At 62.8% G+C, this 23651-nt stretch carries 22 protein-coding genes and 1 riboswitch; of the genes, 13 read left to right on the forward strand and 9 right to left on the reverse strand.

The genetic code is table 11. The annotated features are described in order from the left end of the window. Position 1: 1 nt before the first annotated feature. The 8 genes from AMK05_RS28865 to AMK05_RS28900 all read right to left on the reverse strand — a co-directional run bounded on the left by AMK05_RS28865 (position 2) and on the right by AMK05_RS28900 (position 7616). Entirely contained in the window at positions 2-979 is a 978-nt protein-coding gene (locus AMK05_RS28865) for an ABC transporter permease (RefSeq protein WP_064843399.1), read from the reverse strand. A gap of 56 nt (positions 980-1035) precedes the next feature. Further along, complete coding sequence (locus AMK05_RS28870; RefSeq protein ID WP_064843401.1) at positions 1036-2682, reverse strand: ABC transporter substrate-binding protein; 1647 nt, start codon at positions 2680-2682, stop codon at positions 1036-1038. Next, positions 2679-3749 (reverse strand): glycoside hydrolase family 3 N-terminal domain-containing protein, encoded by a 1071-nt coding sequence (locus tag AMK05_RS28875; RefSeq protein WP_064843404.1) that lies wholly within the window; start codon positions 3747-3749, stop codon positions 2679-2681. Before AMK05_RS28875 ends, AMK05_RS28870 begins: the two co-directional genes overlap by 4 nt. A 24-nt stretch (positions 3750-3773) precedes the next feature. After that, entirely contained in the window at positions 3774-4253 is a 480-nt protein-coding gene (locus tag AMK05_RS28880; protein ID WP_064843406.1) for a GNAT family N-acetyltransferase, read from the reverse strand. Between the two features lie 213 nt (positions 4254-4466). Continuing rightward, positions 4467-5300, reverse strand: coding sequence for a bifunctional hydroxymethylpyrimidine kinase/phosphomethylpyrimidine kinase (gene thiD / locus AMK05_RS28885; protein WP_064843408.1), 834 nt, complete (start codon positions 5298-5300; stop codon positions 4467-4469). Next, a complete protein-coding gene (thiE, locus tag AMK05_RS28890; RefSeq protein WP_064843410.1) occupies positions 5297-5932 on the reverse strand; it encodes a thiamine phosphate synthase in 636 nt (211 codons plus the stop codon). Before thiE ends, thiD begins: the two co-directional genes overlap by 4 nt. Continuing rightward, positions 5929-6732 carry a hydroxyethylthiazole kinase gene (gene thiM / locus AMK05_RS28895; protein WP_064843412.1) on the reverse strand — a complete coding sequence of 268 codons (804 nt, stop codon included), beginning with the start codon at positions 6730-6732 and terminating at the stop codon, positions 5929-5931. Before thiM ends, thiE begins: the two co-directional genes overlap by 4 nt. Before the next feature lie 48 nt (positions 6733-6780). Beyond that, a riboswitch (TPP riboswitch) is annotated at positions 6781-6877 on the reverse strand. A gap of 154 nt (positions 6878-7031) precedes the next feature. After that, on the reverse strand, positions 7032-7616 hold the full coding sequence (locus AMK05_RS28900) for a DUF1349 domain-containing protein (RefSeq protein ID WP_064843414.1): 585 nt from the start codon (positions 7614-7616) through the stop codon (positions 7032-7034). A gap of 233 nt (positions 7617-7849) precedes the next feature. On the opposite strand from AMK05_RS28900, the gene AMK05_RS28905 reads away from it, so the two are divergent. From AMK05_RS28905 to aspA, 12 genes are all read left to right on the forward strand, one after another. Continuing rightward, positions 7850-9376, forward strand: coding sequence for an ABC transporter substrate-binding protein (locus AMK05_RS28905; protein ID WP_064843416.1), 1527 nt, complete (start codon positions 7850-7852; stop codon positions 9374-9376). Positions 9377-9598: 222 nt separating this feature from the next. Continuing rightward, positions 9599-10540 carry an ABC transporter permease gene (locus AMK05_RS28910; RefSeq protein ID WP_064843418.1) on the forward strand — a complete coding sequence of 314 codons (942 nt, stop codon included), beginning with the start codon at positions 9599-9601 and terminating at the stop codon, positions 10538-10540. Continuing rightward, a complete protein-coding gene (locus AMK05_RS28915; protein WP_064843420.1) occupies positions 10540-11409 on the forward strand; it encodes an ABC transporter permease in 870 nt (289 codons plus the stop codon). The genes AMK05_RS28910 and AMK05_RS28915 overlap by 1 nt, the downstream gene beginning before the upstream one ends. A 48-nt stretch (positions 11410-11457) precedes the next feature. Beyond that, positions 11458-11970 (forward strand): RidA family protein, encoded by a 513-nt coding sequence (locus tag AMK05_RS28920; protein ID WP_054184500.1) that lies wholly within the window; start codon positions 11458-11460, stop codon positions 11968-11970. Positions 11971-12038: 68 nt separating this feature from the next. Further along, positions 12039-13235 (forward strand): aminotransferase class V-fold PLP-dependent enzyme, encoded by a 1197-nt coding sequence (locus tag AMK05_RS28925; RefSeq protein ID WP_064843422.1) that lies wholly within the window; start codon positions 12039-12041, stop codon positions 13233-13235. Between the two features lie 17 nt (positions 13236-13252). Further along, entirely contained in the window at positions 13253-15088 is a 1836-nt protein-coding gene (locus AMK05_RS28930) for an ABC transporter ATP-binding protein (protein WP_064843424.1), read from the forward strand. Between the two features lie 79 nt (positions 15089-15167). Next, entirely contained in the window at positions 15168-15989 is an 822-nt protein-coding gene (locus AMK05_RS28935; RefSeq protein WP_064843426.1) for a bifunctional allantoicase/(S)-ureidoglycine aminohydrolase, read from the forward strand. 85 nt (positions 15990-16074) lie between these two features. After that, positions 16075-16794 carry a FadR/GntR family transcriptional regulator gene (locus AMK05_RS28940; protein WP_064843839.1) on the forward strand — a complete coding sequence of 240 codons (720 nt, stop codon included), beginning with the start codon at positions 16075-16077 and terminating at the stop codon, positions 16792-16794. A 50-nt stretch (positions 16795-16844) separates the two neighbouring features. After that, positions 16845-17549, forward strand: coding sequence for a FadR/GntR family transcriptional regulator (locus AMK05_RS28945; RefSeq protein WP_064843840.1), 705 nt, complete (start codon positions 16845-16847; stop codon positions 17547-17549). 237 nt (positions 17550-17786) lie between these two features. After that, a complete protein-coding gene (locus tag AMK05_RS28950; protein WP_064843428.1) occupies positions 17787-19259 on the forward strand; it encodes an amino acid permease in 1473 nt (490 codons plus the stop codon). Positions 19260-19331: 72 nt separating this feature from the next. Further along, positions 19332-20435: an asparaginase gene (locus AMK05_RS28955; RefSeq protein WP_064843430.1), complete on the forward strand. Its 1104-nt coding sequence runs from the start codon at positions 19332-19334 to the stop codon at positions 20433-20435. Between the two features lie 90 nt (positions 20436-20525). Then, entirely contained in the window at positions 20526-21953 is a 1428-nt protein-coding gene (gene aspA, locus AMK05_RS28960; RefSeq protein WP_064843432.1) for an aspartate ammonia-lyase, read from the forward strand. A 46-nt stretch (positions 21954-21999) separates the two neighbouring features. On the opposite strand, the gene AMK05_RS28965 is transcribed toward aspA, so the two are convergent. Continuing rightward, the gene (locus AMK05_RS28965) at positions 22000-22929 is read right to left on the reverse strand and encodes a TauD/TfdA dioxygenase family protein (RefSeq protein WP_064843436.1); all 930 of its coding nucleotides are present in this window, start codon (positions 22927-22929) and stop codon (positions 22000-22002) included. A gap of 297 nt (positions 22930-23226) precedes the next feature. Here AMK05_RS28965 and AMK05_RS28970 point away from each other — a divergent pair, with 297 nt between their 5' ends. Continuing rightward, a complete protein-coding gene (locus AMK05_RS28970) occupies positions 23227-23634 on the forward strand; it encodes a carboxymuconolactone decarboxylase family protein (protein WP_064843437.1) in 408 nt (135 codons plus the stop codon). Positions 23635-23651 lie beyond the last annotated feature (17 nt).

Here is a 23651-nt window from a genome sequence, read left to right on the forward strand (position 1 = left end):
TTCACGCTCCCTTCAGCCGCGGGTCGAGCAGGATATAACTGACGTCGACGATGAAATTGGCGATCAGCATGGTCGCGGTCATGATGAGCAACTGGCCCTGGATGACGGGATAATCGCGGGCGAGGATCGCCTGGTAGAGAATATTGCCGAGGCCCGGATAGTTATAGACGACCTCGGTCACCAGCGAGCCGCCGAGAATGGTGCCGATGGCGATGGCAAGGCTGGAAACGGTCGGCAGCAGGGCGTTGCGCGCCGCGTACCAGAGCATCACATGCCGATTGGAAAGGCCCTTGGCGCGGGCCATGACGATATAGTCCTCGCCGAGCAGGTTGATCATGTTATTACGCATGGTGACGGTGAAGCCGCCGATAAGCACGGTGCAGAGCGTCACCATCGGCAGGATACCGTGATAGGCGACGCTGCCGATATATTGCAGGCTGAAGGCCGGATCGAGCGAGGGATCGGCGGCATAGCCGTTCGGGAACCAGCCGAGCGTGAAGCCGAAGATGAAGAGCACGATCAGCGACGTGACGACGGCCGGCACCGAGGTCGCGAAGATCGCGCCGACGGAAACGATGACATCGAACCTGCTGCCGCGGCGCCAGGCGGCGGCGATGCCGAGCAACGTGCCGAGCGCAAAGCTGACAATCGTCGCCGTTCCCATCAGGGCGACAGTCCAGACAAGGGCATGGCCGAGCACCGAGGTGACCGGCAGCGGGAAATATTTGATCGAGCGGCCGAGATCGCCGGTGAAAATGCTGCCGAGATAGGTGAGATATTGCTGCCAGAGCGGACCGTCGACGAAGCCGAAGGTGAGCTTCAGCGCCTGCAGGCTTTCCGGCGGCAGTTCGGTGCCGGCGCTCGAGAACATGATCTGCACGGGATCGCCCGGCATCAGCCGCGGCAGGAAGAAATTGATCGTCGCTGCCGCGATGAAGGCTGCCATGTAGAAGACGAGGCGGCGAAGCAGGAAGGCCATGGGAACTCCGTCGTGACGGGAGCGGCGTTTGCTACCGCTCCCGAGGACTACGATGCTTACTTGACGGGTTCGAGAGCCAAGAGGTTCAAGAGGCGTGCCGGATTGGTCCGCGAGATCGACGGATTGACGAAGGGGTTTTCCTTGGTCGACCAGCCGGTGAAGCGCTTGGTGTTGTACTGATACCAGTTCGGATTGTTGAACACCGGAATGACGGGCATGTTCTCGGCGACGATGCGCTGCGCCTTGTTCATCGCGGCCTTCTGCTTGCCAAGGTCTGCGGTCTGGGTGAACTCGGCGACGAGCTTCTCGACATCCGGATTGAACCAGCGCTGCGCGGTGAAGCGGGTCTTGCCCTTGTCCGAAGCGCTGAAAGCGCGCTTGTAGGGATAGTAGGGCGAGGCCGAGGCCGGCAGGCTGTTGATCGCCGCATCGAAGCTGCCGTTGATCAAATTGCCGGTCCAGACCGCTTCTTCAGGCGTTTCGATCTTGGCGTCGATGCCGACCGCCTGCATGCCTTCGACAGCGATGTTGACGGTGTCGATCCAGTCGGTCCAGGAATTCGGGACGATGATCGAGAAGGCAATCTTGCCGCCGTCGGGATTGTCGCGGAAGCCGTCGCCGTCCTTGTCCTTGTAACCGGCCTCGTCAAGCAGGGCCTTGGCAGCGTCGGCGTCATAGGTCGCGAACTTGCCGAAGTCGGCCTTGATGGATGGGTCCGACCAGCTCTTGTAAAGCTCGCCCATCAGGCCTGGATCTTCGTTCAGCGTCGGATAACCGTAGCCGGCGACGTCGATCATCGTCTTGCGGTCGAGCGCCATCGAGACGGCGCGGCGGAATTTTACGTCGTTGAAGGCCTTCTTGTTGTTTTCGTTCGCTGTTTCCAGGTTGAACAGGAAGGCGACCATACTGCTCGGCGAATACCAGTAGTGGAAATGCGCCGGGTCCTTCGAGACGTAAACATTGTCGATATCGGGAATGAAGGAGACGCCCCAGTCGAGCGTGCCGTCGGCCGTTGCCGTCAGCATCTGATTGTTGTCGGCCAGCTGCGGGAAGCGCATGCAATCGACCTTCAGATGCGCATTGTCCCAATAGTTCGGGTTGCGGCACTGGTCGTAGGTCTGGCCGGTGAAACGCGGGACCTCGGTCAGCGGTCCGCTGCCGACCGGGTTCTCGTTGGCGAAGGTGACGGGATCTGCGACATCCTTCCAGACATGTTCCGGAACGATCGGCAGCTGCGAGATCTGCTCGGCGGCGAGTGAGCTCGGATTGGCGAGCGTGAAGCGCACGGTCTGGGCATCGACGGCTTTGACATCGGTGACGAAGCTCCAGATGCTGACGAAGTCGAGCGCCGGGAATTTCTTCAGATAGGCATAGGTGAAGGTGACGTCGGCAGAGGTCAGCGGCTTGCCGTCCGACCATTTCAGGTCGGGGCGTAGCTTGAAATCGATGCTCTTCAGATCGTCGGAGAGCTTGAAGCTTTCGGCCAGACGGTAGACCGGCTTGTTGCTGTCGAAGCGATTGAAGATGACCAGCGGCTCATAGATGAAATCGAGCGTCGACTGGCGCGCCGAGGTCTGATTGAACGGATTGAAGTTGCGCACCCAGGTCGTCGCCGGTTCGATATTGGCCGTCAGGACCGTCTGCGCCATGGCGGAGCCCGAAAGCAGTGTCAGGGCAGCGGCTGCTAGAAGATATTTTTTCATGTTCTATTCCCCTTTTTCTTATGCGGTGAGAGATGGCGCCTCGGCCAGGAGACCGAGGCGCTGGCAAACATGTCTTCGACTTGGCGGTGGGCGGCGCGGACGTCGATCTTAAGATTGCCGAGGCGAGCCTGGCCGGCGGCGATGCGTTTGAGCGCGGCGTCCGTCAGTGGCCGGGCGGCCTTGGCGGCGGCTTCGCTTTGCCTGAGATCGCCATGGCTGTGGAGCGCGATGTCGAAGCCGGCGTTGAGCACCTGTTCGACGCGTTCCGGCAATGTGCCGGCGAGCGATTCCATGAAGATGCAGTCAGAGATCAGCACGCCTTCATAGCCGAGATCGTTGCGGATCACGTCGTGCATGACCGGCGAGACGGAGGCCGGCAGCTCCTTGTCGTAGGCCGAATAGACGACGTGGGCGACCATGGCCCAGGGCGTATCCTTCAGCGCGACGAAGGGTTTGAAATCGGTGGCGGTGAGCGTTTCGCGGCTGGCATCGACCACCGGCCGCTCCTTGTGGGAATCGAGCGTTGCCCGGCCATGCCCGGGAATATGCTTCATCACGGGCATGTTGCCGGTCTCGAGCAGGCCGTCGACCACCTCGCGGCCGAGGGCGGCGATGACATCGGGATCGGGGCCGAAGGAGCGGGCGCCGATGACCGCGCTCGTCGTCTCGAAGACGAGGTCGAGAACGGGCGAGCAGCCGCTCGAAAGGCCCAGTTCCGTCATCATCGCGCCCATGGCCTGGGAGGAAAGGCGCAATGCTTTCTTGCCGAGCTCGACATCGCGGCGCGCCAGTTCGGCAAACTGCCCGAAGCTGCGGAAGAGCGGCCAGGGGCCGGCATCGAGATGCTGGACGCGGCCGCCCTCCTGGTCGGTGAAGACGGGGGCGTCGTCGCGGCCGACGGCTTCGCGAAAGCGCTCGATCAGCCGTTTTGTCTGCTCCGGCTCGCGCTGATTGCGCCGGCCGACGAAGAGGCCGAGCGGATTGGTCTCACGAAACAGCGCAAATTCATCATCCGAAAGAACCGGATTGGGAAGGCCGACAAAAAGGGCGAGCGGGGTCGAGGACAAGTCTATAACTCCGGGATCAGATGGTCATTTCGGCATGCTTCTCAGCATGCCTTCGTAAATGCCCTTGTCGGGGGCGGGGATAGTGATGGCGCCTGCGGTTCGGGCGTAGAAATCGACGGGGCCGGCATCGCCGATGAAGGCATAGGCATGGCCGAGCGTCTTCATGGTGTGAAGGCAGGCGGAAAATAAAGCGAGACCGACGCCCTTGCCGCGCGCTTGCGGGTCAACGCCGGTCGGGCCGAAGAAGCCGCGCGCCGTCGTGTCATAGCAGGCAAAGCCGAGCAGCTCATGGCCTTCGATGGCGATCAGGCAGGCGACGGGCTGGCGGGAGAAGGCGACCGAAACCTCGCTTGCCCAGTTCTCGCTGAAGTGTTCGCGAACCCAGTTGACGACGATATGCAATTCCGGGGGAAGGGCCGGGCGGATGGAGACGCCGACATGATCGGCTTTCCGTTCCAGGTCGGAGAGCTTCGTCGAGTATAGACTCACAAGCAGGTCTGGCACCCGTCTCTCCTCCTGATATTCTTTTATTAAAGAATATATCCCCTTTTAATGACATAGATTTGGCTATCCGATTGAGCTTGTCAACAGAGTTTTTCAAATGGCGCGAGGCTGCTCGTCGTGATGCCCCGCTCGAAACCAAGCCGGCTGCTGAACGCAAAAACGGCCCGGGGAGCCCGAGCCGTTTTGATGGAATGGGTGCGTCGATGTGGGCGCCTATCGGTCCACGCGCCAAAGCGCATGAAAATGCTGCACCGGCCCGTGGCCGGAGCCGACGGTAAGGCTGCCGGCGGCCGCAACCGCGCCGGCGAGGTAATCCTTGGCGATGGCGACAGCCTCTTCAGCCGAAGCGCCCTTGGCAAGCTCGGCCGCCAACGCGCTCGACAGCGTGCAGCCGGTGCCGTGGGTGTTCTTGGTCGGCACCCGCTGGGCTTCGAACCAGTGCAGCCCGTCGGCGGCGGCCAGCACGTCGGGGCTGTCGTCACTGTCAAGATGGCCGCCTTTGACCAGCACGGCGGCCGGGCCGAGCGCGCGCAGCTGTTCGGCCTGCGCCGCCATTTCCGCCCGGTTCGTCGCCACCGGCTGATGCAGCAGGGCGGCGGCCTCCGGCAGGTTCGGGGTCAGCAGCGTCGCCAGCGGCAGCAGGCGGCGGCTGAGCACATCGACGGCTTCGGGTGCCAGCAGCGCGGCACCGCCCTTGGCGATCATCACGGGGTCGATGACGATGGGGATGCCGCGGCGGTCGGCCGGTGCTGCGGCCAGAGCTGCGTCGAGGGCTGTGGCGACGGCCTCGGCGATGCCGGCATTGGCGATCATGCCGATCTTGACCGCATCGACGCGCACATCGGCAAAGACGGCCTTGATTTGATCGGCGACGAAGGGGGGCGGCACCAGATGCACGCCGGTGACCCCTTGGGTGTTTTGCGCTGTCAGCGCGGTCAGCACCGCCATGCCGTAGACGCCGCGGGCGGAGAAGGCCTTGAGGTCGGCCTGAATGCCGGCGCCGCCCGAGGGATCCGAGCCGGCGATGGAGAGGACGTTGCGGATCATGCGCGGGCCTTTCGAATTTCTGCGGCGATGCGGCGTGTGGCGGCTTCCGGATCCGGCGCGCCGCAAATGGCGGAGACAACGGCAAGCCCGCTTGCGCCTGCGGCAAAGACTTCGGCCACATGCTCCGCCTTGAGCCCGCCGATGGCAACCGAGGGCACGGGCGAGGCCTTTACCAGGTTGGCAAGACCGTCAAAACCGATCGGCTGCTTGTGGTCGGCCTTGGTCGGCGTCGCAAACACCGGCCCGACGCCGGTATAATCGACGAGATCGGGATCGACGGCAGCAGCAAGCGCCGCGGTTTCGACCGACAGGCCGAGGATCATGTCGGGGCCGATCATCGCCCGCGCTCTCACCGCATCCATGTCCTCCTGGCCGATATGCAACCCATCGGCGCCGATGGCAATCGCCGCCTCGACATCGTCGTTGACGACGAGGCGTGCGCCGGTGCCATCAAGCGCCTGTTTCAAGGCGCGTCCGGTCTCGATCATCCCGGCCGTGCCGGCATGTTTGTCGCGCAACTGCACCATCGTCGCGCCGCCAGCAACGGCACGCCGCGCGGTCTCGACCATGCCGATCCCGGCGCAGAGATCGGGGTCGAGGACGAGATAGAGCGACAGATCGAAGAGCTTCATGCGACCGAGATCCTTGCCCGGGCATCGAGCGTTTCGCCGTCGAGCGCGTTCAGCGCATCGAGGAAACGCCAGGCGAAGGAGCCGGGCCCGGCCGCACCGAGCGCGGCATCTTCGCCGGCGATGGCGAAGGTTGCGAGTGCCGCGACCGTCGCGCCGAAGATATCTTCGGGTGCTGTGGCGGCAAAGGCGCCGACGAGGCAGGTCAGCGAGCAGCCGAGCGCGGTGACCTGCGGCATCAAGGCCGATCCGCCTGTGATGCGCACCGCCTTTTCACCGTCGGTGACGAAATCGACCGCACCGGTGACGGCGACGACCGCCTGCTGGCGCTCAGCCAGCCATCGCGCCGAATCTTCGGCCTGCTCGACCGGATCGCGGCTGTCGACACCTTGGCCGCGGCTCTCGCCGCCGGCGAGCGCGATGATCTCGGAGGCGTTGCCGCGGATGATCGTCGGCTTCAGTGCCAGCAGACCGGCAACCGCGTCGCGGCGGAAAGCCGTGGCGTAGTGGGCGACCGGGTCGAGCACCCAGGGTTTGCCGGCCGAGTTCGCCGCCTTCGCCGCCGCCCGCATGCCGTCGATCCATTGCGTCGACAGCGTGCCGATATTGACGGTCAGCGCATTTGCAATGCCGGCGAACTCGCCTGCTTCTTCGGCGGCATGCACCATGGCCGGCGAGGCGCCGGCGGCCAAGAGAACATTGGCGGCGACATTCATGGCGACATAGTTGGTGATGCACTGAACGAGCGGCGGCTTTTCGCGCATCGCCGTCAGCATGGCTCCTGGTGTGGTCCTAGTCTGCATGTTGCCCCTTTCAGGCGGGGGCGGGCACGGGGTCATTCGTGCGGTGAGCCGCGACCCCGAGCGACTCCCTCCGCCGGCATTATCCGGTTCAGGTTCGAAGGGTGCTTCTCAGCCCGTCTGTCGACGGGCGCCCCTGTCTCTCATCGCGCTCTTTTTCGCAGAGAACGGCGCGGATGTCATCTCGAAAATGACTGTCCTGCGACTGATCGGACATGACGCAAGCGGGCAGCGTGACTGCTGCGGTTCTGCGTTAACGTTGCTGCGGTTGGCTCTAAGATAATCTGAGCATCGCCCAGCTCTTAGCTCAAATCATGCAGATCCGTCGTAATTGCCGGCCTGATCGAAAACTCGGAAAACCGCACCCTCAGCCCACTCCGTTCCGGCGTACAGGCCGTCGGCCCGACCTCGTAGCGCTCGGCAACCGGAAACGGCGCTAACCGCAGCAGCGGCCAGAAGCTGCCGTCGCGAGAGGCCTGGATGCGCAGGGCGCCGTTGGCGACGGTCACGCGGATGTGGAAATCCTCCAGCTCCTTGAAGGGTTGCGACACCGACCAGTCGGACCTGCCGTCGGTGACGACGGTGCTAAGGAAGGCTTCGCCGTCGGTGAATTCGACGCCTGTCTTGACCCAGCGGCTTTCGTCGAGGCGCACCATCAGGCCGGCCTGATCGTAGAGGGTGCGGAATTCGCCCTGGATGCGGATCTGGGCGGTGAAGCTCTCGAGCGTGGGAAAGGCGAGGAAATGGCCGCTGTCGCGGGTGAAGCCGTAATAGGTTTCCCGCCAGAAATCGGTTTTCTCGCCGGTGGTCAGGGTGAGGGCGGAGTCGTCCACGCGCCAGCTGGCCGGTTCGTTCAGCCATTTTCCACCGTTGAAATCGATGTTCATTCCACCCTCTCCTTATTGACGCTCTGCCGCTGCCGCTGCCGATTCTTCAGCCCGCATCATGCGCAGCCTTTGCGCAGGTGGCCAGCCGAAGCCGGTGATACGGTCCGCTTTCGCCATCCTGATCCTCGTCCCACGATATAATCCGCGGCTTCCGCTTGACACCACCACTTCATCTCTTATTCTGTTACAAAAAGATGAATTACATAATTGTGGAACTGAAGGGGAGCCATCACATGAAAACGCTTGTCGCATTCCTGCTCGGCACTGCGCTTGTCGCCCTGCCTTCGACCCTCTTTGCCCAGGAAAAGGGCGGCGTCATCAATGTCGCGACGATCGGCGAGCCGCCGACGCTCGATCCGATGTCGTCGACGGCCGATCTTGTCGGCATCGTCACGCAGCATATTTTCGAAACGCTCTACACCTTCGACAAGAGCTGGAATGTCACGCCGCTGCTGGCCGAAAGCCTGCCTGAGATCAGTGCCGACGGCAAAACCTATACGATCAAGCTCAGGACCGGCATCAAGTTCCACGACAATAGCGACATGACCTCGCACGATGTCGTCGCTTCGCTCAGCCGCTGGATGAAGATCGCCTCGCGCGGCAAGCAGGTGGCCGGCTTCATCGACAAGATCACGGCTGCCGATCCCGCAACCGTCACGATCACGTTGAAGCAGCCCTATGCGCCGCTGACCTCACTGCTTGCCTTCAACAATTCGGCGGCGATCATCATCCCCTCGGAAAAGCAGGACGAGCCGATGAAGGAGTTCATCGGCACCGGCCCCTATATGCTGAAGGAGCGCAAGGCCGACCAGTATATCCAGCTCGTCCGCTTCGACGGCTACAAGTCCCGCGAAGGCGACAGCAACGGCTATGGCGGCGCCCGCCATCAATATCTCGATGAAATCCGCTTCGTGCCGGTGCCGGATCCGAACACCCGCGTCGAGGCCGCGATCTCCGGCCAGTATGATTATGTCGATTCGATCGCCGTCGAATCCTACGACAAGGTGAAGGCTTCCACAGCCTCGCAGCCGGTCATGCTGAAGCCCTTCGGTTATCCGGTCTTCGTCTTCAACACTAGGGAAGGCGTTGCTGCGAATGTCGAGGTCCGCAAGGCGATCCGCCAGGCGCTCAGCATGGAAGACATGCTGGCCGCCGCTTTCGGCAGCAAGGATTTTTATGCGCTCGACGGCGCCATCTATCCGAAGACATTCTCCTGGTCGACGGATGACGGCGTCGAGGGTGCCTATAATGTCGCCGATCCGGAAGGGGCGGCGGCGGCCGCCAAGAAGGCCGGTTATAACGGCGAGCCGATCCGCATCCTGACCAGCCGCCAGTATGAATTCCATTACAAGATGGCGCAGGTCGCCGCCGAATATCTGAAGCTTGCCGGCTTCACCGTCGATATGCAGGTGGTCGACTGGGCGACGCTGACGCAGCGCCGCACCGATCCGAAGCTCTGGGATATCTACATCACCCACAGCCCCTTCCTTCCGGAACCGGCCCTCATCGGTTCGCTCTCGACCAGCTCGCCCGGCTGGTGGGATACGCCGGCCCGCAAGGCCGCTGTCGATGCCTTCACCTCCGAGGTGGACCCGACGAAGCGCGTGGCACTCTGGGCCGATGTCCAGAAGGCTATCTATACAGACGCGCCCTTCATAAAGATCGGCGATTTCAACGCGGTCTCGGCGAAATCGGTCAAGCTCGAAGGCGTCGATCCGGCCCCCTGGCCGTATTTCTGGAACGCTTCGATCAAGAAGTGATGGAGTGATTTCGGTGGCCGCTACTTGCTCCCTCATTCCTGTGCTTGTCACAGGAATCCAGCACGCCCAAGTCCTTGGGCGCGGAGGATTTCTTGAACCGATAAAGGTCAATCACGGCGCAGACGCGCCGTGGCTGGATCCCTGTGTCAAGCACAGGGATGAGGGAGGGCGGCGGATTCCGCTACGACACGGACATGGACCAAGCCGAGGAGCAATGTTCGGATGATCCGCTACATCCTCCAGCGCCTGTTCGGCATGATCGTCGTGATGTTTCTCGTCGTCACGATCGTCTTCGTCATCGTGCGGGTGACGCCGGGCGATCCGGCCGCCGTCATGCTCGGGCCGGATGCGACGCCGCAGGATGTTGCCGATCTTCGAGCCAGGCTCGGGCTCGATCAGTCGCTCGGCCTGCAATATGTCTATTATATCGGCCAGCTGCTGAAGGGTGATCTCGGCCAGTCGATCTTCCTCAACATGCCGGTCACCTCAGCGCTACTCGACCGCGCCGAACCGACCTTCTTCCTGACGCTGTTTTCGCTTGCCATCGCGAGCATCATCGCGCTGCCGATCGGCATCTATGCCGCCTATCGGCGCGGCTCCTTCGTCGACCAGGCGGCAACGACGCTGGCGATGTTTGCCGCCAGCATTCCGAGCTTCTGGCTCGGCCTCATCCTGATGCAGTTCTTCGCCGTCCGGCTCAATCTCTTCCCGGTTTCGGGCTATGGCGGCCCCGGCTCAACCTTCGCGGACCGGATGTATCACCTGACGCTGCCGGCCTTTGCGCTCGGCATCGTCTCCTCGGCGCTGATCCTGCGCTTCACCCGCGCCTCGATGCTCGATGTGCTCGGCGACGATTATATCCGCACGGCGCGCGCCAAGGGGCTGATCGAGCGCAAGGTCATCCTCAAGCACGCGCTGAAGAATGCGCTGATCCCGATCCTGACGGTGCTCGGCCTGACGGCGGCGGTGCTGATATCGGGTGCCGTCGTCACCGAAACGGTCTTCGGCCTTCCCGGCGTGGGCAATCTAGTGGTCTCAGCGGTGCTGCGCCGCGATTACCCCGTCATCCAGGGGGCGCTGCTGGTCATCGCCGCCCTCTACGTGCTGATCAATTTTGCGATCGACATGCTCTATCTGCTGGTCGATCCGAGGGTGCGCTACTGATGGCCGATATCGCAATCAAATCAGCCGAGAGCGAAGGCGGCAAATTCGTCCGCCGCCTGCTGAAGCGCAAGACGGTGGCCTTCGGCCTGCTGATCCTGGCGATCTTCGTGCTGCTGGCGGTCTTCGCGCCTATGGTCGCGCCCTATTCGCCCTCCAAGCTTTCGATCGTCAACCGGTTGAAGCCGCCAGGCGGCACCTTCTTCTTCGGCACGGACGAGTTCGGCCGCGACGTCTTCTCGCGCACGATCTTTGCCGGCCGCCTGTCGCTGCTCGTCGGTGCGGCGGTCGTCAGCCTGTCGGCGGTGATCGGCGTCACGCTTGGCCTGCTTGCCGGCTTCTTCCAGAAGCTCGATACGCCGATCGCCCGGCTGATCGACGCGATGATGGCCTTCCCGGATATTCTGCTGGCGATCGCCCTTGTCGCTGCGCTCGGCCCGTCCTTGACCACTGTTATCATCGCGCTGTCGATCGTCTATTCCCCGCGCCTTGCCCGCATTGTCCGTGCATCGACGCTGGTTATCCGCGAACTGCCCTATGTCGAGGCGGCGAGGGCGCTCGGCATTTCCACCTTCCACATCATGACCCGGCATGTGCTGCGCAATCTGCTGTCGCCGATCCTGGTGCAGGCCACGTTCCTCTTCGCCAGCGCCATGTTGGCCGAAGCTGGTCTCTCCTTCCTCGGCCTCGGCGTCAGCCCGGAGATCCCGACCTGGGGAACGATGATCGCCGCCGGCCGCCAATATATCGGCCAGGCCGACTGGATGACGCTGTTTCCCGGTGTCGCCATCATCCTTTCGGTGCTGTCGCTGCAGATGGTCGGCGACGGCCTCAGGGACATGCTCGACCCAAGACTTCGCAAGGACCTTTAATCCGCCGACCTAAATCGGCCAATCCAAAATTCGCCAATCCAAATTCGCATGACAGGAGTTTGCGTGAATCAGTTTCCAACCGCCGCCGGCAAGGTCGAGAACTCGCCTTACCAACGGTTAGCCGCCCTCGGCATAAAGCTGCCGCCACCGCCGCCGCCGATCGCCAATTTCGTGACGCATGTGGTGGAGGGCAATATGCTTTACCTCTCCGGCCAGGGGCCGCGCGAGGCCGACGGTTTCCTGCATGCCGGCAAAGTCGGCGCCAATGTCGGTGTCGAGGAGGCTTACCGGCATGCGCGGCTGACCGGCATCAATCTGCTCGCCGTCATGCATGATGCGCTCGGCGATCTTTCCCGCGTCAAGCGGGTGGTCAAGCTGCTCGGCATGGTCAATGCCGTGCCTGAATTCGAGGATCATCCGAGCGTCATCAACGGTTGCTCGGATCTGTTGATCGCGGTCTTCGGCGCGGCCGGCGAACATGCCCGCTCGGCCGTCGGCTTCGGCTCGCTGCCCGGCAACATCACCGTCGAAATTGAGGCGATCGTCGCCTTGAATGGCTGACGAGAGCTTTCATATTCGGAGCAGCGCCACCATGGCCCGTTCCTCGACTGAGATTTCTGGAGACCTTCATGCCCACTGATATCAGACCTTCGCTCGGCCTTCGCCCCGTCATCAACGTATCCGGCACGATGACCAGCCTCGGCGCCTCGATCGTCGTGCCGGAGGCGGTCGAGGCGATGGCATCGATCCTGCCGCATTTCGTCGAGATCAACGACCTGCAGCGCAAGGCAAGCGCCGTCATCGCCCGCCTGACCGGCGGCGAGGCGGGCTTCGTCACCGCCTCCTGCTCGGCCGGCATTTCGCTGGCGGTCGCCGGCGCCATCACCGGCGACAATCTGCTGGCGATCGAAAAGCTGCCGGATGTAGTGCCCGAGAAGAACGAGGTGCTGGTGCAGATGGGCCATGTGGTCAGCTACGGCGCGCCGGTCGATCAGGCGATCCGGCTTGCCGGCGGCAAGGTCGTATTGATCGGCCAGGCAACCTCGACGCATCGCTTCCACATGGAAAAGGCGATCACCGAAAAGACCGCCGCCGCCGTCTATGTCGTCTCCCACCATGTCGTCGATTACGGCCTGCTGAACCTCAAGGAATTCGTCGAGATCGCTCATGCCAGAGGTGTGCCTGTGATCGTCGATGCCGCCTCGGAATATGATCTCCGGATCTTCCTGGAGCAGGGGGCCGATATCGCCCTCTATTCCGGCCACAAATTCCTCGGCGGCCCGACGTCTGGCATCGTTGCCGGCCGCAAGGAGCTGGTGCGCCATGCCTTCCTGCAGAATATGGGAATCGGCCGCGGCATGAAGGTCGGCAAGGAAAGCATCTTCGGCGTCATGGCCGCACTCGAAGCCTGGGAAAAGCGCGATCATGCCGGCATCCGCGAGCGCGAGACCAGCTATCTCAACCTGTGGAAACGCACGCTCGATGGCCGTCCCGGCGTCACGGCGCTGATCGAGCCCGATCCGACCAACAATCCGCTTGAGCGGCTGCGCCTGATCGTCGATGCCGAGCAGGCCCATATCACGGCCTGGGATCTCGCCGATGCGCTGGCGAAGGGCAGCCCGCCGATCATCGTGCGCGACCATGAGGTGGAGCACCGCTATTTCTACCTCGACCCGTGCAACCTGCATCCGGGCCAGGAGGGCATCGTCGCAAATCGCCTGGCCGAGGAACTCGACAAGGCGCGCGCCTCCAACGAAATCATCGCAACCCCGATCGAAAACCGCAGCCGGCACCGCTTCGACGGGCTGCTGCGCTGGCCGGATTGAACGTAGAAGGAACCGACATGAGCAGCGTCCAGGCGCAATCGATCGAGACAGCCACCCCCGTTCTTTCCGTCGAGGGGCTGACGACGTCCTTTCTGGTCGACGGCGCCTGGAAGCCTGTGGTGCGCGACATCTCCTTCACCGTCGCGCCCGGCGAGACGGTGGCGATCGTCGGCGAATCCGGCTCGGGCAAGAGTGTCACGTCGCTGTCGATCATGCGGCTGCTGCAGGCCGACACAAGCCGTGTCGAGGGCCGGGTCAGGCTCGGCGGACGCGACCTGCTGGCCTTGCCGGAACAGGCCATGCGGCAGGTGCGCGGTAATGAGGTGGCGATGATCTTCCAGGAGCCGATGACATCTCTCAATCCGCTCTTCACCATCGGCGATCAGATTTCCGAAGCGCTGCTCTGCCATTCCGATGTCAGCCGGGCCGATGCCAGGGCCGAGACGATCAGGCTGCTGGAAAAAGTTCGCATCCCCTCGGCCGCCTCGCGCTTCGACGAATATCCGCATCGTTTTTCCGGCGGCATGCGCCAGCGGGTGATGATCGCCATGGCGCTCGCCAGCCGGCCCAAACTGCTGATCGCCGACGAGCCGACGACGGCCCTCGACGTGACGATCCAGGGCCAGATCCTCGATCTCATCAAGATGCTGCAGGAAGAGGAGGGGACCTCCGTTCTCTTCATCACCCATGATATGGGCGTCGTCGCCGAGATCGCCGACAGGACGGTGGTGATGTATCGCGGCGAGCAGGTCGAAAGCGGCCCCACCGCCGATATTTTTCACCGCGGCAAACATCCCTATACGAGGGCACTGCTGTCGGCCGTGCCGGTGCTCGGCTCGATGCAGGGCCGCCAGCGGCCGCTGCGTTTTCCCGTGGTCAACACGGCGACGGGTCAGTCGGATAGTCCGGCCGAGGCTGCCGATACCGTCGCCGCAACGCCGGTCTTGCAGGTGAGGAACCTCACCAAGCGTTTCGACATTCATTCCGGCCTGTTCGGCCGGCTGACCAGCCGCGTGCATGCTGTCGAAAACGTCTCCTTCGATCTGCACGCCGGCGAAACCCTGTCGCTCGTCGGTGAATCCGGCTGCGGCAAGTCGACGACCGGGCGCGCTATCATGCGTCTCATCGAGCCGCAGGCGGGCTCCGTTCTCGTCGAGGGCAGGGAGGTGCTCGGTCTCGACAAGGGGGATTTGCGCGAGATGCGCAAATCCGTGCAGATGATCTTCCAGGATCCCTTCGCCAGTCTCAATCCGCGCATGACGGTGGGGGCGGCGATCGCCGAGCCCTATCTCGAGCACCGGATGGGCAATTCGAAGCAGGCAAGGGAGGTCGTGGCGGACCTGCTGGTCAAGGTCGGGCTCTCTCCCGAGATGGCTTCGCGTTACCCGCATGAATTTTCCGGCGGCCAGCGGCAGCGCATCTGCATCGCCCGGGCGCTCGCTTTGCAGCCGAAGGTGATCGTCGCCGACGAAAGCGTGTCGGCGCTCGATGTTTCGATCAAGGCGCAGGTCATCAACCTGATGCTCGACCTGCAGCAGAGCCTCAACCTCGCCTTCCTGTTCATCTCGCACGACATGGCCGTGGTCGAGCGCGTCAGCCATCGCGTCGCGGTGATGTATCTGGGCGAAATCGTCGAAATCGGCCCGCGCGCCGCCGTCTTCGAAAGCCCGCAGCATCCCTATACGAAAAAACTCATCGCCGCCGTGCCGGTGCCCGATCCCGACCGCCGCCACGAAAAACGCATGGTGGCGAATGATGAGATCAAGAGCCCGATGCGATCAGTCGATTACCAGCCTCCGGCCACCTTGTATCGTGAAGTCGGGCCGGGCCATCTGGTGATGGCCGACCGGTAGCGAAAGGCGTTGGGAGTTGCCTAACGGACCGGCGGCGCATAAAGCAGATGCGGAGACACCTGCCTGGAAAGCCGCATCAATGGACAAGACAGAGTATTTTTCGAAGCTCGGCGGTTTGCCGCCGCAGACCCAGTTGCTTTCCGGCAGAGCCGTTTTCACCACGGCTTACGCGGTCATCCCCCGCGGCGTCATGAGCGATATCGTCACCAGCCTCCTGCCGCATTGGACGGGAACGCGGGCATGGGTTCTTTCCCGCCCGCTCTCCGGCTTTTCCGAAACCTTCTCGCAATATGTGATGGAGGTTCAGCCGGGCGGCGGAAGCGACCGGCCGGAGCCGGACAGCCGCGCCGAGGCTGTGCTCTTCGTCGTCGAAGGCGGCATGACGGTGGAGCTCGAAGGCGTCAGCCATACGCTGCGCGCCGGTTCCTTCGTCTATATTCCCGCCGGTTCGGCCTGGCGCCTGAAGAACGACGGCTCGGCCGCCGCAATCTTCCACTGGGTCCGAAAGGCGTTTCAGGAGGTCGAAGGGTTGGAGCCGCCGCCGGCGATCGTCACCCATGAGGACGACCATCCGATCCGGGCCATGCCCGATACCGACGGCCGCTGGGGCACGACCCGCTTCATCGATCCGGCCGATGTGCGCTACGACATGCACGTCAATATCGTCACGCTGGAACCGGGCGCGGTGATCCCCTTCATGGAAACCCATGTCATGGAACACGGGCTCTATGTGCTGGAAGGCAAGGCCGTCTATCGCCTCAACCAGGATTGGGTCGAGGTCGAGGCCGGCGATTTCATGTGGCTGCGCGCCTTCTGCCCGCAGGCCTGCTACGCCGGCGGCCCCGGCCGCTTCCGCTACCTGCTCTACAAGGACGTCAACCGCCATATGAAGCTCTGGTAGGCCCCGCGTCGGCATGCCGCCGGCGCGCCTGCGCGCACCTGTCCGGTTGCTTGACAGCTCTTTCGAATGCCCGCATCGTCCTTCGATGCAGGATATGGATTCATGGCTGTCGGAGAAGAAAGAGATAGGCCGGAGAAACGCTGCCGAAGCGGTCTTCGAAGATATCCGGACGGCGATTGTTGGTCGGAAATTGGCGCTCGGAACCCGTCTTCCCGCGGAAGTGCAACTCGCCGAACGTTACTGCATCAGCCGGGCGATCGTGCGTGAGGCGCTTCGCTCGCTGCAGACGCTGGGGTTCACGCAAACCAGGACCGGCCGGGGCACTTTCGTCGTTTCGGAAAGCCCGGCGCGGCAGCTCGGCGGCGGCGCCTATTCCGCCCGCGATCTGATGGAGGCCCGCCCCTGCATCGAGATCCCGGCGGCGGGCTGGGCGGCATTGCGGCGCTCGAACGAGCAGTTGGCGTCGCTTGCATCCCTGTGCGACCGGATGGACGAGGAGGAAGACGTCCAGACATGGGTGCGGATGGACGCCGAGTTTCATGGAGAGATCGCTGGAGCCTCGGGCAATACGATCTTCAGGAAAGTCGTCGCCGATGTCCGCGGCGCGCTTTCGACGCAATCGGAACTGGTAGAGCATGTCCGCGGACGACGCAAAGCCTCCAACGCCGAGCACCGCCGCATTCTGGATTCCATCGCGGCAGGCAGCGAGGGGGATGCGCGCACAGCGATGGCGGAGCATCTGCTGGAGGTCAAGCGGTCCATCATCGGGATTGCCGATGAAAGAGGGACTGCGCCGAAGGTATGATTTTAAATTGCACCCCAAATCCGGGTGCGCTGCCGATCGAACGCAAGACGATGAATGATCTAGAAAACTGGCTTTCCAACTCCGCGATCCTCAGTCGAAAAAGCGCCTCGGAACTGGTGTTCGAGGAGTTGCGCAATCTCATTGTCTCCGGCCGGTTTGCCGAAGGTTCCAAGCTGCCGTCGGAAGCCAAGCTCGCGGCGAAATACGGTGTCAGCCGCCCGATCGTGCGGGAAGCGCTGCGCTCGCTGCAGATTTTGGGGCTGACGGAGACGCGAACGGGAAGCGGAACCTATGTGCTCGCGGCTCGCGGCGGCGGCGATATCCGTTACGGCGATTATTCGGCGCGTGATCTGATGGAGGCGCGGCCCTTCGTCGAAGTCTCCGCTGCCGGCTGGGCGGCGCTGCGCCGAAGCGATGACGAACTGTCCCGGCTGCTTCATCTTTGCGACCGGATGGAGCAGGAAGAAAATACCGAAGCCTGGGTGCGGCTGGATTCGGATTTTCACGGGCTGATCGCCGAGGCGTCGAAGAACGCCGTCTTTCGCGACATCGTCGATGATGTGCGCGAGGCGATGGCGCAGCAATCCGGGCTGCTGACCGCTTTGGGGCCGCGCCGCCAGGAATCGAATGAAGAGCATCGCGCCATCGTCGAAGCCATCCGCATAGCGGCGGAGGCCGAGGCCCAGGCGGCGATGGAAATCCATCTCAGGAAGGTCGCGGCGGCTGTCAGCCGCATCATCGGCATCGAGCTCTGATATCTTTGGCGCTTTTGACGGAAGCCTAGGAAATCGATCCAATCCCGCCACTAAAGACTGCCTTTCTCCAGGCCGCCGGTGACGCATCCACAAATAGCAGAGGGAAAATCCTTGACTGCAGGGTGGTTTTTCCTTTATTCGGCAAACCTGTCAGACCGCATAGCAGATTAACATCTTTATGACATCTGCGCGGAGGGGCGGCCGGGAGGTTGCCGAACCCAGGGATAGGGAGGAGAAATGACAATCATGCAATCCAATAGAAGCGAGGCCGAAGGCCAGGTCTTTGCCGAGGAGGATCTCGGCTACCACAAGGCGCTGAAGCCGCGGCAGATCCAGATGATCGCCATCGGCGGCGCCATCGGCACGGGGCTGTTTCTCGGCGCTGGCGGCCGGCTTGCCGCTGCCGGGCCCGCACTTGTGCTGGTCTATGCCTTGTGCGGCTTTTTCGCTTTCCTCGTTCTGAGGGCGCTCGGCGAACTGATCGTCCATCGCCCGACCTCGGGCTCGTTCGTCTCCTATGCCCGGGAATTTTACGGCGAAAAGCTCGCCTTCGCGGTCGGCTGGATGTATTGGCTGACCTGGGCGATGACGGCGGTCGCCGACGTCACCGCGGTCGCCCTCTACATGAATTTCTTCAAGGCCTATGTCCCCTGGATCGCGATGATCGATCAGTGGGTGTTTGCGCTCGCGGCGCTGGTCCTCGTCCTCTCGATGAACCTTCTGTCGGTGAAGGTCTTCGGCGAACTGGAATTCTGGTTCAGCCTCGTCAAGGTCCTCGCCCTCGTCGTCTTCCTGATCGTCGGCGTCTACTTCGTCGTCACCGGCACACCGATCGACGGCCATGTTCCGGGCCTCAACACGATCACCGATTTCGGCGGCATGTTCCCGAACAGCATCCTGCCCGCCTTGGTGGTGATACAGGGCGTGGTGTTTGCCTATGCCTCGATCGAGCTGATCGGCACCGCCGCCGGCGAAACCGAAAATGCCCGCAAGGTCATGCCGCGGGCGATCCGCACGGTCGTTCTGCGCCTGGTGGTCTTCTATGTCGGCTCGGTCCTGCTGCTGTCGCTGCTGCTGCCCTATACCGCCTACAAGGGCGGCGAGAGCCCGTTCGTGACCTTCTTCGGCAAGATCGGCATCCAGGGCGCCGACGTGGTCATGAACCTGGTCGTGCTGACAGCCGTCCTGTCGTCGCTGAATGCCGGCCTTTATTCCACAGGCCGCATCCTGCATTCCATGGCGATTTCGGGGTCGGCTCCGGCGGCGCTGGCGAAGATGAACCGATCCGGCGTGCCCTATGTCGGCATTGCGGTGACGGCTATCGTGACCGCCTTCGGCGTCGTGCTGAACGCCGTCGTTCCGGCAGAAGCCTTCGAGATCGGCCTGAATGTCGCCGCCCTCGGCATCATCGCGGCATGGGGCGTGGTCGTGCTGTGCCAGCTCAAGCTGTGGCAGCTGTCGCGGCAGGGCAAGCTGGCGCGGCCTGAATTCCGGATGTTCGGCGCGCCTTACACCGGCCTGCTGACCCTGGGTTTCCTTGCCGTCGTCGTGATCCTCATGGCCCTCGACTATCCGGTCGGAACCTACACGGTCGCCTCTCTGGCGCTGATCATTCCGGCGCTGGTGGTCGGCTGGCTGCTGATGCGTGAGCGCATCTACATGCTCGCCGCCGAACAGGGCGAGGATCGCGGCGGTTTCGATCTCGCCTGACACCGATCGACAATCCAAGCTTTCTCCGGCGGCGCATGTCGCCGCCGGGGTACGGCATGAATGGAGAGAGACATGACCCCGAGTGAGGATTTCGTCGTCACCGATCGTGGCGGCATCGTCGAGAACCGCCATCGCGTCCACGCGGCTGTCGTCGATGCAACGGGCAGGCTGCTTTACGCGCTGGGAAATCCCGAGCGCATGACGCTTGCCCGCTCCGCCGCCAAGCCGGCCCAGGCGCTTGCCATCCTGGAGACGGAGGGTTTTGCTGGTTACGGCTTCGACGATGCGGATATTGCGCTGATGTGCGCGTCCCACAGCAGCGAAGAGCGGCACATCGCGCGCACGCGAACCATGCTGTCGAAGATCAAGGCCGAGGAGGCTGACCTTCGCTGCGGCGGCCATCCCTCGCTGTCGGAAACGGTCAACCGCTCATGGATCAAGCAGGACTTTGTCCCGACAGGCGTCTGCAGCAATTGCTCGGGCAAGCATGTCGGCATGCTTGCCGGCGCCCGGGCGATCGGCGCAGGCATGGAAGGCTACCACCTGCCGGATCATCCGATGCAGGGGAGGGTCAAGCGCACCGTCGCCGAACTCTGCGATCTGGATGTTGAGGACGTCGAATGGGGGGTCGACGGATGCAATCTCCCGACCCCCGCTTTTCCGCTGGACCGGCTGGCCCGCATCTATGCCAAGCTTGCCGCGGTAGCGGACGGCTACGAGGCGGGCAAGGGCCTGTCGACGCGGGGTCCGGCATTGGCCCGCATCTTCCATGCAATGGCGCGCCATCCTGACATGGTCGCGGGTGAGGGGCGCTACTGCACAGCGCTGATGCGTGCATATAACGGCGCCCTCATCGGCAAGCTCGGGGCGGATGCCAGCTACGCGATCGGCGTGCGGGCCTCGGATGAAACCCGGCGATTGGGGACGGACGGTGCGCTCGGCATCTCGGTCAAGATCGAGGACGGCAATCTCGAAATCCTTTACGCCGTCGTGACGGAGCTTCTCCAGCGGCTCGGCATCGGCTCGGCTGATATCCTAAGCCGGCTCGCGCCGTTCCATCATCCCCAGCGCGTGAACACGATGGGTGTTACGACAGGCGGCGTGTCTTTTCCGTTCAAGCTGCGCGGATCGGAGGCGGACGGGGACGATCCTCGTCTTGCCGCCCCGGCCGGATGACGTCTGTGGACGCCGCTATCCCGCCGCGTCTCCAGCATTCCATTCAGCCGCCGCAATGCATCCCACAGCGCCCTCTCGAAAGTTCTCGCCATGACGACATCCGATATGACTGCTATCCGCGTTGAGCACGATCTGATCGGCGATCGCGACGTGCCGGCCTCGGCCTATTACGGCGTGCATACGCTGCGCGCGGTCGAGAATTTTCCGATTACCGGTCAGACGCTGAAGGAATCGGCGGATCTGATCGCATCCCTGGCGGCGATCAAGCAGGCGGCGGCTCAGGCCAATGTTAGCCTCGGCCTTCTGGATCAGGAGCGGGCCGATGCGATCATCGCGGCCTGCATCGAAATCCGCGACGGGGCGCTGCACGATCAGTTCGTCGTCGATCTGATCCAGGGTGGGGCGGGAACCTCGACCAACATGAACGCCAATGAGGTGATCGCCAACCGGGCGCTCGAAATCCTGGGCCATCACCGCGGCGAGTACCAGCACCTGCATCCGAACGAGCACGTCAATCTCTCGCAATCTACCAACGACGTCTACCCGACGGCGTTGAAGCTCGCCGCGTGGATCGGCGTTCATCGTCTGGTCGACGCCATGGCGATCCTGCGCCGGGCCTTCGAGGCCAAGGCGGTCGAGTTTTCCGACGTTCTGAAGATGGGCCGCACGCAATTGCAGGACGCCGTGCCGATGACCCTCGGCCAGGAGTTTGGAACCTATGCCCTGATGCTGGCGGAGGACGAGGCACGGCTTTCCGAAGCCGTCTCGCTGATCCGCGAGATCAATCTCGGCGCCACCGCGATCGGCACCGGCATCACCGCCCATCCCCGTTATGCGGCGCTGGTGCGCGAGCGCCTGTCCGAAATCGTCGGCGTCGATCTGGTGACGTCACCGGATCTGGTGGAGGCGACGCAGGATTGCGGCTCCTTCGTGCAGCTTTCGGGTGTTCTCAAGCGCGTGGCGGTCAAGCTTTCCAAGACCTGCAACGACCTGCGGCTTCTGTCCTCGGGGCCGCGGGCCGGCTTCAACGAGATCAACCTTCCAGCACGCCAGGCCGGCTCCTCGATCATGCCCGGCAAGGTCAACCCGGTGATCCCCGAGGTCGTCAACCAGGTCGCCTTCGAAGTGATCGGCAATGACGTGACGATCACCATGGCCGCAGAGGCCGGCCAGCTGCAGCTGAACGCTTTCGAGCCGGTGATCTTCTACAGCCTCTATCGCAGTCTCAGCCACCTGACCAATGCCTGCCTGACGCTTGAGGCGAACTGCATTCAAGGCATCACCGCCAACCGCGAGAGGTTGCGACAGACGGTCGAGCAATCGATCGGCATCGTGACGGCGCTCAACCCCTATATCGGCTACCGCAACGCCACCGAGGTTGCGCTGGAAGCGCATCATTCGGGACGGGGGGTTTACGAAATTCTTCTCGAGCGCGGGCTGATGCAAAAGGAGCATCTCGATGCGGTGCTGCGCCCGGAAACGCTGACCCGGCCGAGCGAGAAGCTGTCCTTCTCGTAAGGCATGCGGCGCATTTTGCTTCCGGGCGGCACTCATTCGTGCACGATCAGGCCGCCTTGGCTTGCGGCTTGGCAGCCTTGACATGGGTTATGCTGCGGCGGCCGTCGATGCTGACGGGAACATCGCCGTCGACGGTGGCGCGGCGCACGACGCGGTGCTGGTCGCCATAATCGTTGACGGCATAGTGCTGCGTCGCACGATTATCCCAGATTGCGACATCTCCGGCCCGCCAGCGCCAGCGCACGGTATTTTCCGGGGCGGTGACGTAGGACTGGAACACTTCGTAGAGTTTGGCAGAATCGTTCTTCGACAAGCCGACAAGGCGCTGAACGAAATTCCCGAGCAGCAGCGACCTTTCGCCGGTCTCCGGATGGACACGCACGACCGGATGCTCGGTCTCGTAGATGGTCGAGGTGAAAACCTCCTCGAAATGCTTCTTCTCCTCAGTGGTGGCGCGAGGGCGCACGGCGGCATAGTCATAGGCATTGCTGTGAACGGCCCATAGATTGTCCGCCAGCAGTTTCAGCGGCGCCGGCAGGCTTTCGTAGGCGGCATGGGTGTTGGACCAGATCGTGTCGCCGCCGGATGCCGGAATGACGACGCCGCGAAGCACGGAGAATTTGGGATAGGCATCGACGAAGGTGACGTCGGTGTGCCACTGGTCGGCTCTGCCGCCGCCGCGGCTGGAATCGAGATTGAGGATGGAAGCCGTGCCGGAGACCGGTCCCTGGGTCGGATGCGGCACGAGATCGCCGAGGCGGCGCGCGAAAGCTTCCTGTTCGGAATCGTCAAGATGTCCCTGATCGCGGAAGAAGATGACCTTGTGTTTCAGGAGAAGCTGGTTGACGGCTGCCACCGTTGCATCGGAAAGCTCTCCGCCAAGGCGGATGCCTTTGATTTCGGCGCCGACACGGCCGGTCAGCGGGACGACATCGATGTCGGGAATGATCTGATTGACGAGAACCGGATTGCTCATGGAAATCTCCTGTTGATATTGGATGAACTCGGCAGGTCGCATGCGCCCAAGGATCGCATCCGTTGGGCGTCGAGATTTCAGCGCTGAAGTCGACAGGGCTATGGAACCGTATAATCTACAAAATCTGTAGACAATAATTTCTAATTTAAGCTGTTTTCGTGAAACAGCCGCCTCGATTTTCTCGCCGGCAGGGAGGCTGGCGGCCATTGCCGTTTCTTCGTATCTTCCGTTGCGGCGTGGGATCGCCGGGCAAAGTCATGCGTGAGGCCGTAAATCGGCGCCGGAAAGGAACTTTCGATGGCAACAGTCAAACTTCTGTCGGATCAAGAGGCCGCGGCCATTCCAGCGGTGCAAGCCGTGTTCGATGACATCAGGGCGACGCGCAATACCGATTTCATCAACAATTTCTGGCGTGCCCTTGCCAACGATCCGGCCAATCTCAAGCGGGTATGGGAAACGCTCAAATCGGTCATGACGGTCGAAGGTGCCATCGATCCGCTAACGCGGGAGATGATCTACATCGCCGTGTCGACGGCCAATGCCTGTCAGTACTGCATTCAATCCCATACCGCGGCCGCTCGCGCCCGCGGCATGACCGATGCCCAGCATGGCGAACTCCTGACGGTCATCGGGCTTGCCGCACAGACAAATCATCTGGCTCTCGCCATGCAGGTTCCGCCCGATCCGGAATTCGAGGTGCGATAGGAAACGACGGACGCGGC

Source organism: Rhizobium sp. N324, assembly GCF_001664485.1.
Classification (GTDB): domain Bacteria; phylum Pseudomonadota; class Alphaproteobacteria; order Rhizobiales; family Rhizobiaceae; genus Rhizobium.

Bases quoted from the DNA above. Each gene is read 5' to 3' on its own strand.
- AMK05_RS28865 (WP_064843399.1), bottom strand. From the start codon at position 979: ATGGCCTTCCTGCTTCGCCGCCTCGTCTTCTACATGGCAGCCTTCATC.
- AMK05_RS28870 (WP_064843401.1), bottom strand. From the start codon at position 2,682: ATGAAAAAATATCTTCTAGCAGCCGCTGCCCTGACACTGCTTTCGGGC.
- thiD (WP_064843408.1), bottom strand. From the start codon at position 5,300: ATGATCCGCAACGTCCTCTCCATCGCCGGCTCGGATCCCTCGGGCGGC.
- thiE (WP_064843410.1), bottom strand. From the start codon at position 5,932: ATGAAGCTCTTCGATCTGTCGCTCTATCTCGTCCTCGACCCCGATCTC.
- thiM (WP_064843412.1), bottom strand. From the start codon at position 6,732: ATGCAGACTAGGACCACACCAGGAGCCATGCTGACGGCGATGCGCGAA.
- AMK05_RS28900 (WP_064843414.1), bottom strand. From the start codon at position 7,616: ATGAACATCGATTTCAACGGTGGAAAATGGCTGAACGAACCGGCCAGC.
- AMK05_RS28905 (WP_064843416.1), top strand. From the start codon at position 7,850: ATGAAAACGCTTGTCGCATTCCTGCTCGGCACTGCGCTTGTCGCCCTG.
- AMK05_RS28910 (WP_064843418.1), top strand. From the start codon at position 9,599: ATGATCCGCTACATCCTCCAGCGCCTGTTCGGCATGATCGTCGTGATG.
- AMK05_RS28915 (WP_064843420.1), top strand. From the start codon at position 10,540: ATGGCCGATATCGCAATCAAATCAGCCGAGAGCGAAGGCGGCAAATTC.
- AMK05_RS28920 (WP_054184500.1), top strand. From the start codon at position 11,458: ATGACAGGAGTTTGCGTGAATCAGTTTCCAACCGCCGCCGGCAAGGTC.
- AMK05_RS28925 (WP_064843422.1), top strand. From the start codon at position 12,039: ATGCCCACTGATATCAGACCTTCGCTCGGCCTTCGCCCCGTCATCAAC.
- AMK05_RS28930 (WP_064843424.1), top strand. From the start codon at position 13,253: ATGAGCAGCGTCCAGGCGCAATCGATCGAGACAGCCACCCCCGTTCTT.
- AMK05_RS28935 (WP_064843426.1), top strand. From the start codon at position 15,168: ATGGACAAGACAGAGTATTTTTCGAAGCTCGGCGGTTTGCCGCCGCAG.
- AMK05_RS28940 (WP_064843839.1), top strand. From the start codon at position 16,075: ATGCAGGATATGGATTCATGGCTGTCGGAGAAGAAAGAGATAGGCCGG.
- AMK05_RS28945 (WP_064843840.1), top strand. From the start codon at position 16,845: ATGAATGATCTAGAAAACTGGCTTTCCAACTCCGCGATCCTCAGTCGA.
- AMK05_RS28950 (WP_064843428.1), top strand. From the start codon at position 17,787: ATGACAATCATGCAATCCAATAGAAGCGAGGCCGAAGGCCAGGTCTTT.
- AMK05_RS28955 (WP_064843430.1), top strand. From the start codon at position 19,332: ATGACCCCGAGTGAGGATTTCGTCGTCACCGATCGTGGCGGCATCGTC.
- aspA (WP_064843432.1), top strand. From the start codon at position 20,526: ATGACGACATCCGATATGACTGCTATCCGCGTTGAGCACGATCTGATC.
- AMK05_RS28965 (WP_064843436.1), bottom strand. From the start codon at position 22,929: ATGAGCAATCCGGTTCTCGTCAATCAGATCATTCCCGACATCGATGTC.
- AMK05_RS28970 (WP_064843437.1), top strand. From the start codon at position 23,227: ATGGCAACAGTCAAACTTCTGTCGGATCAAGAGGCCGCGGCCATTCCA.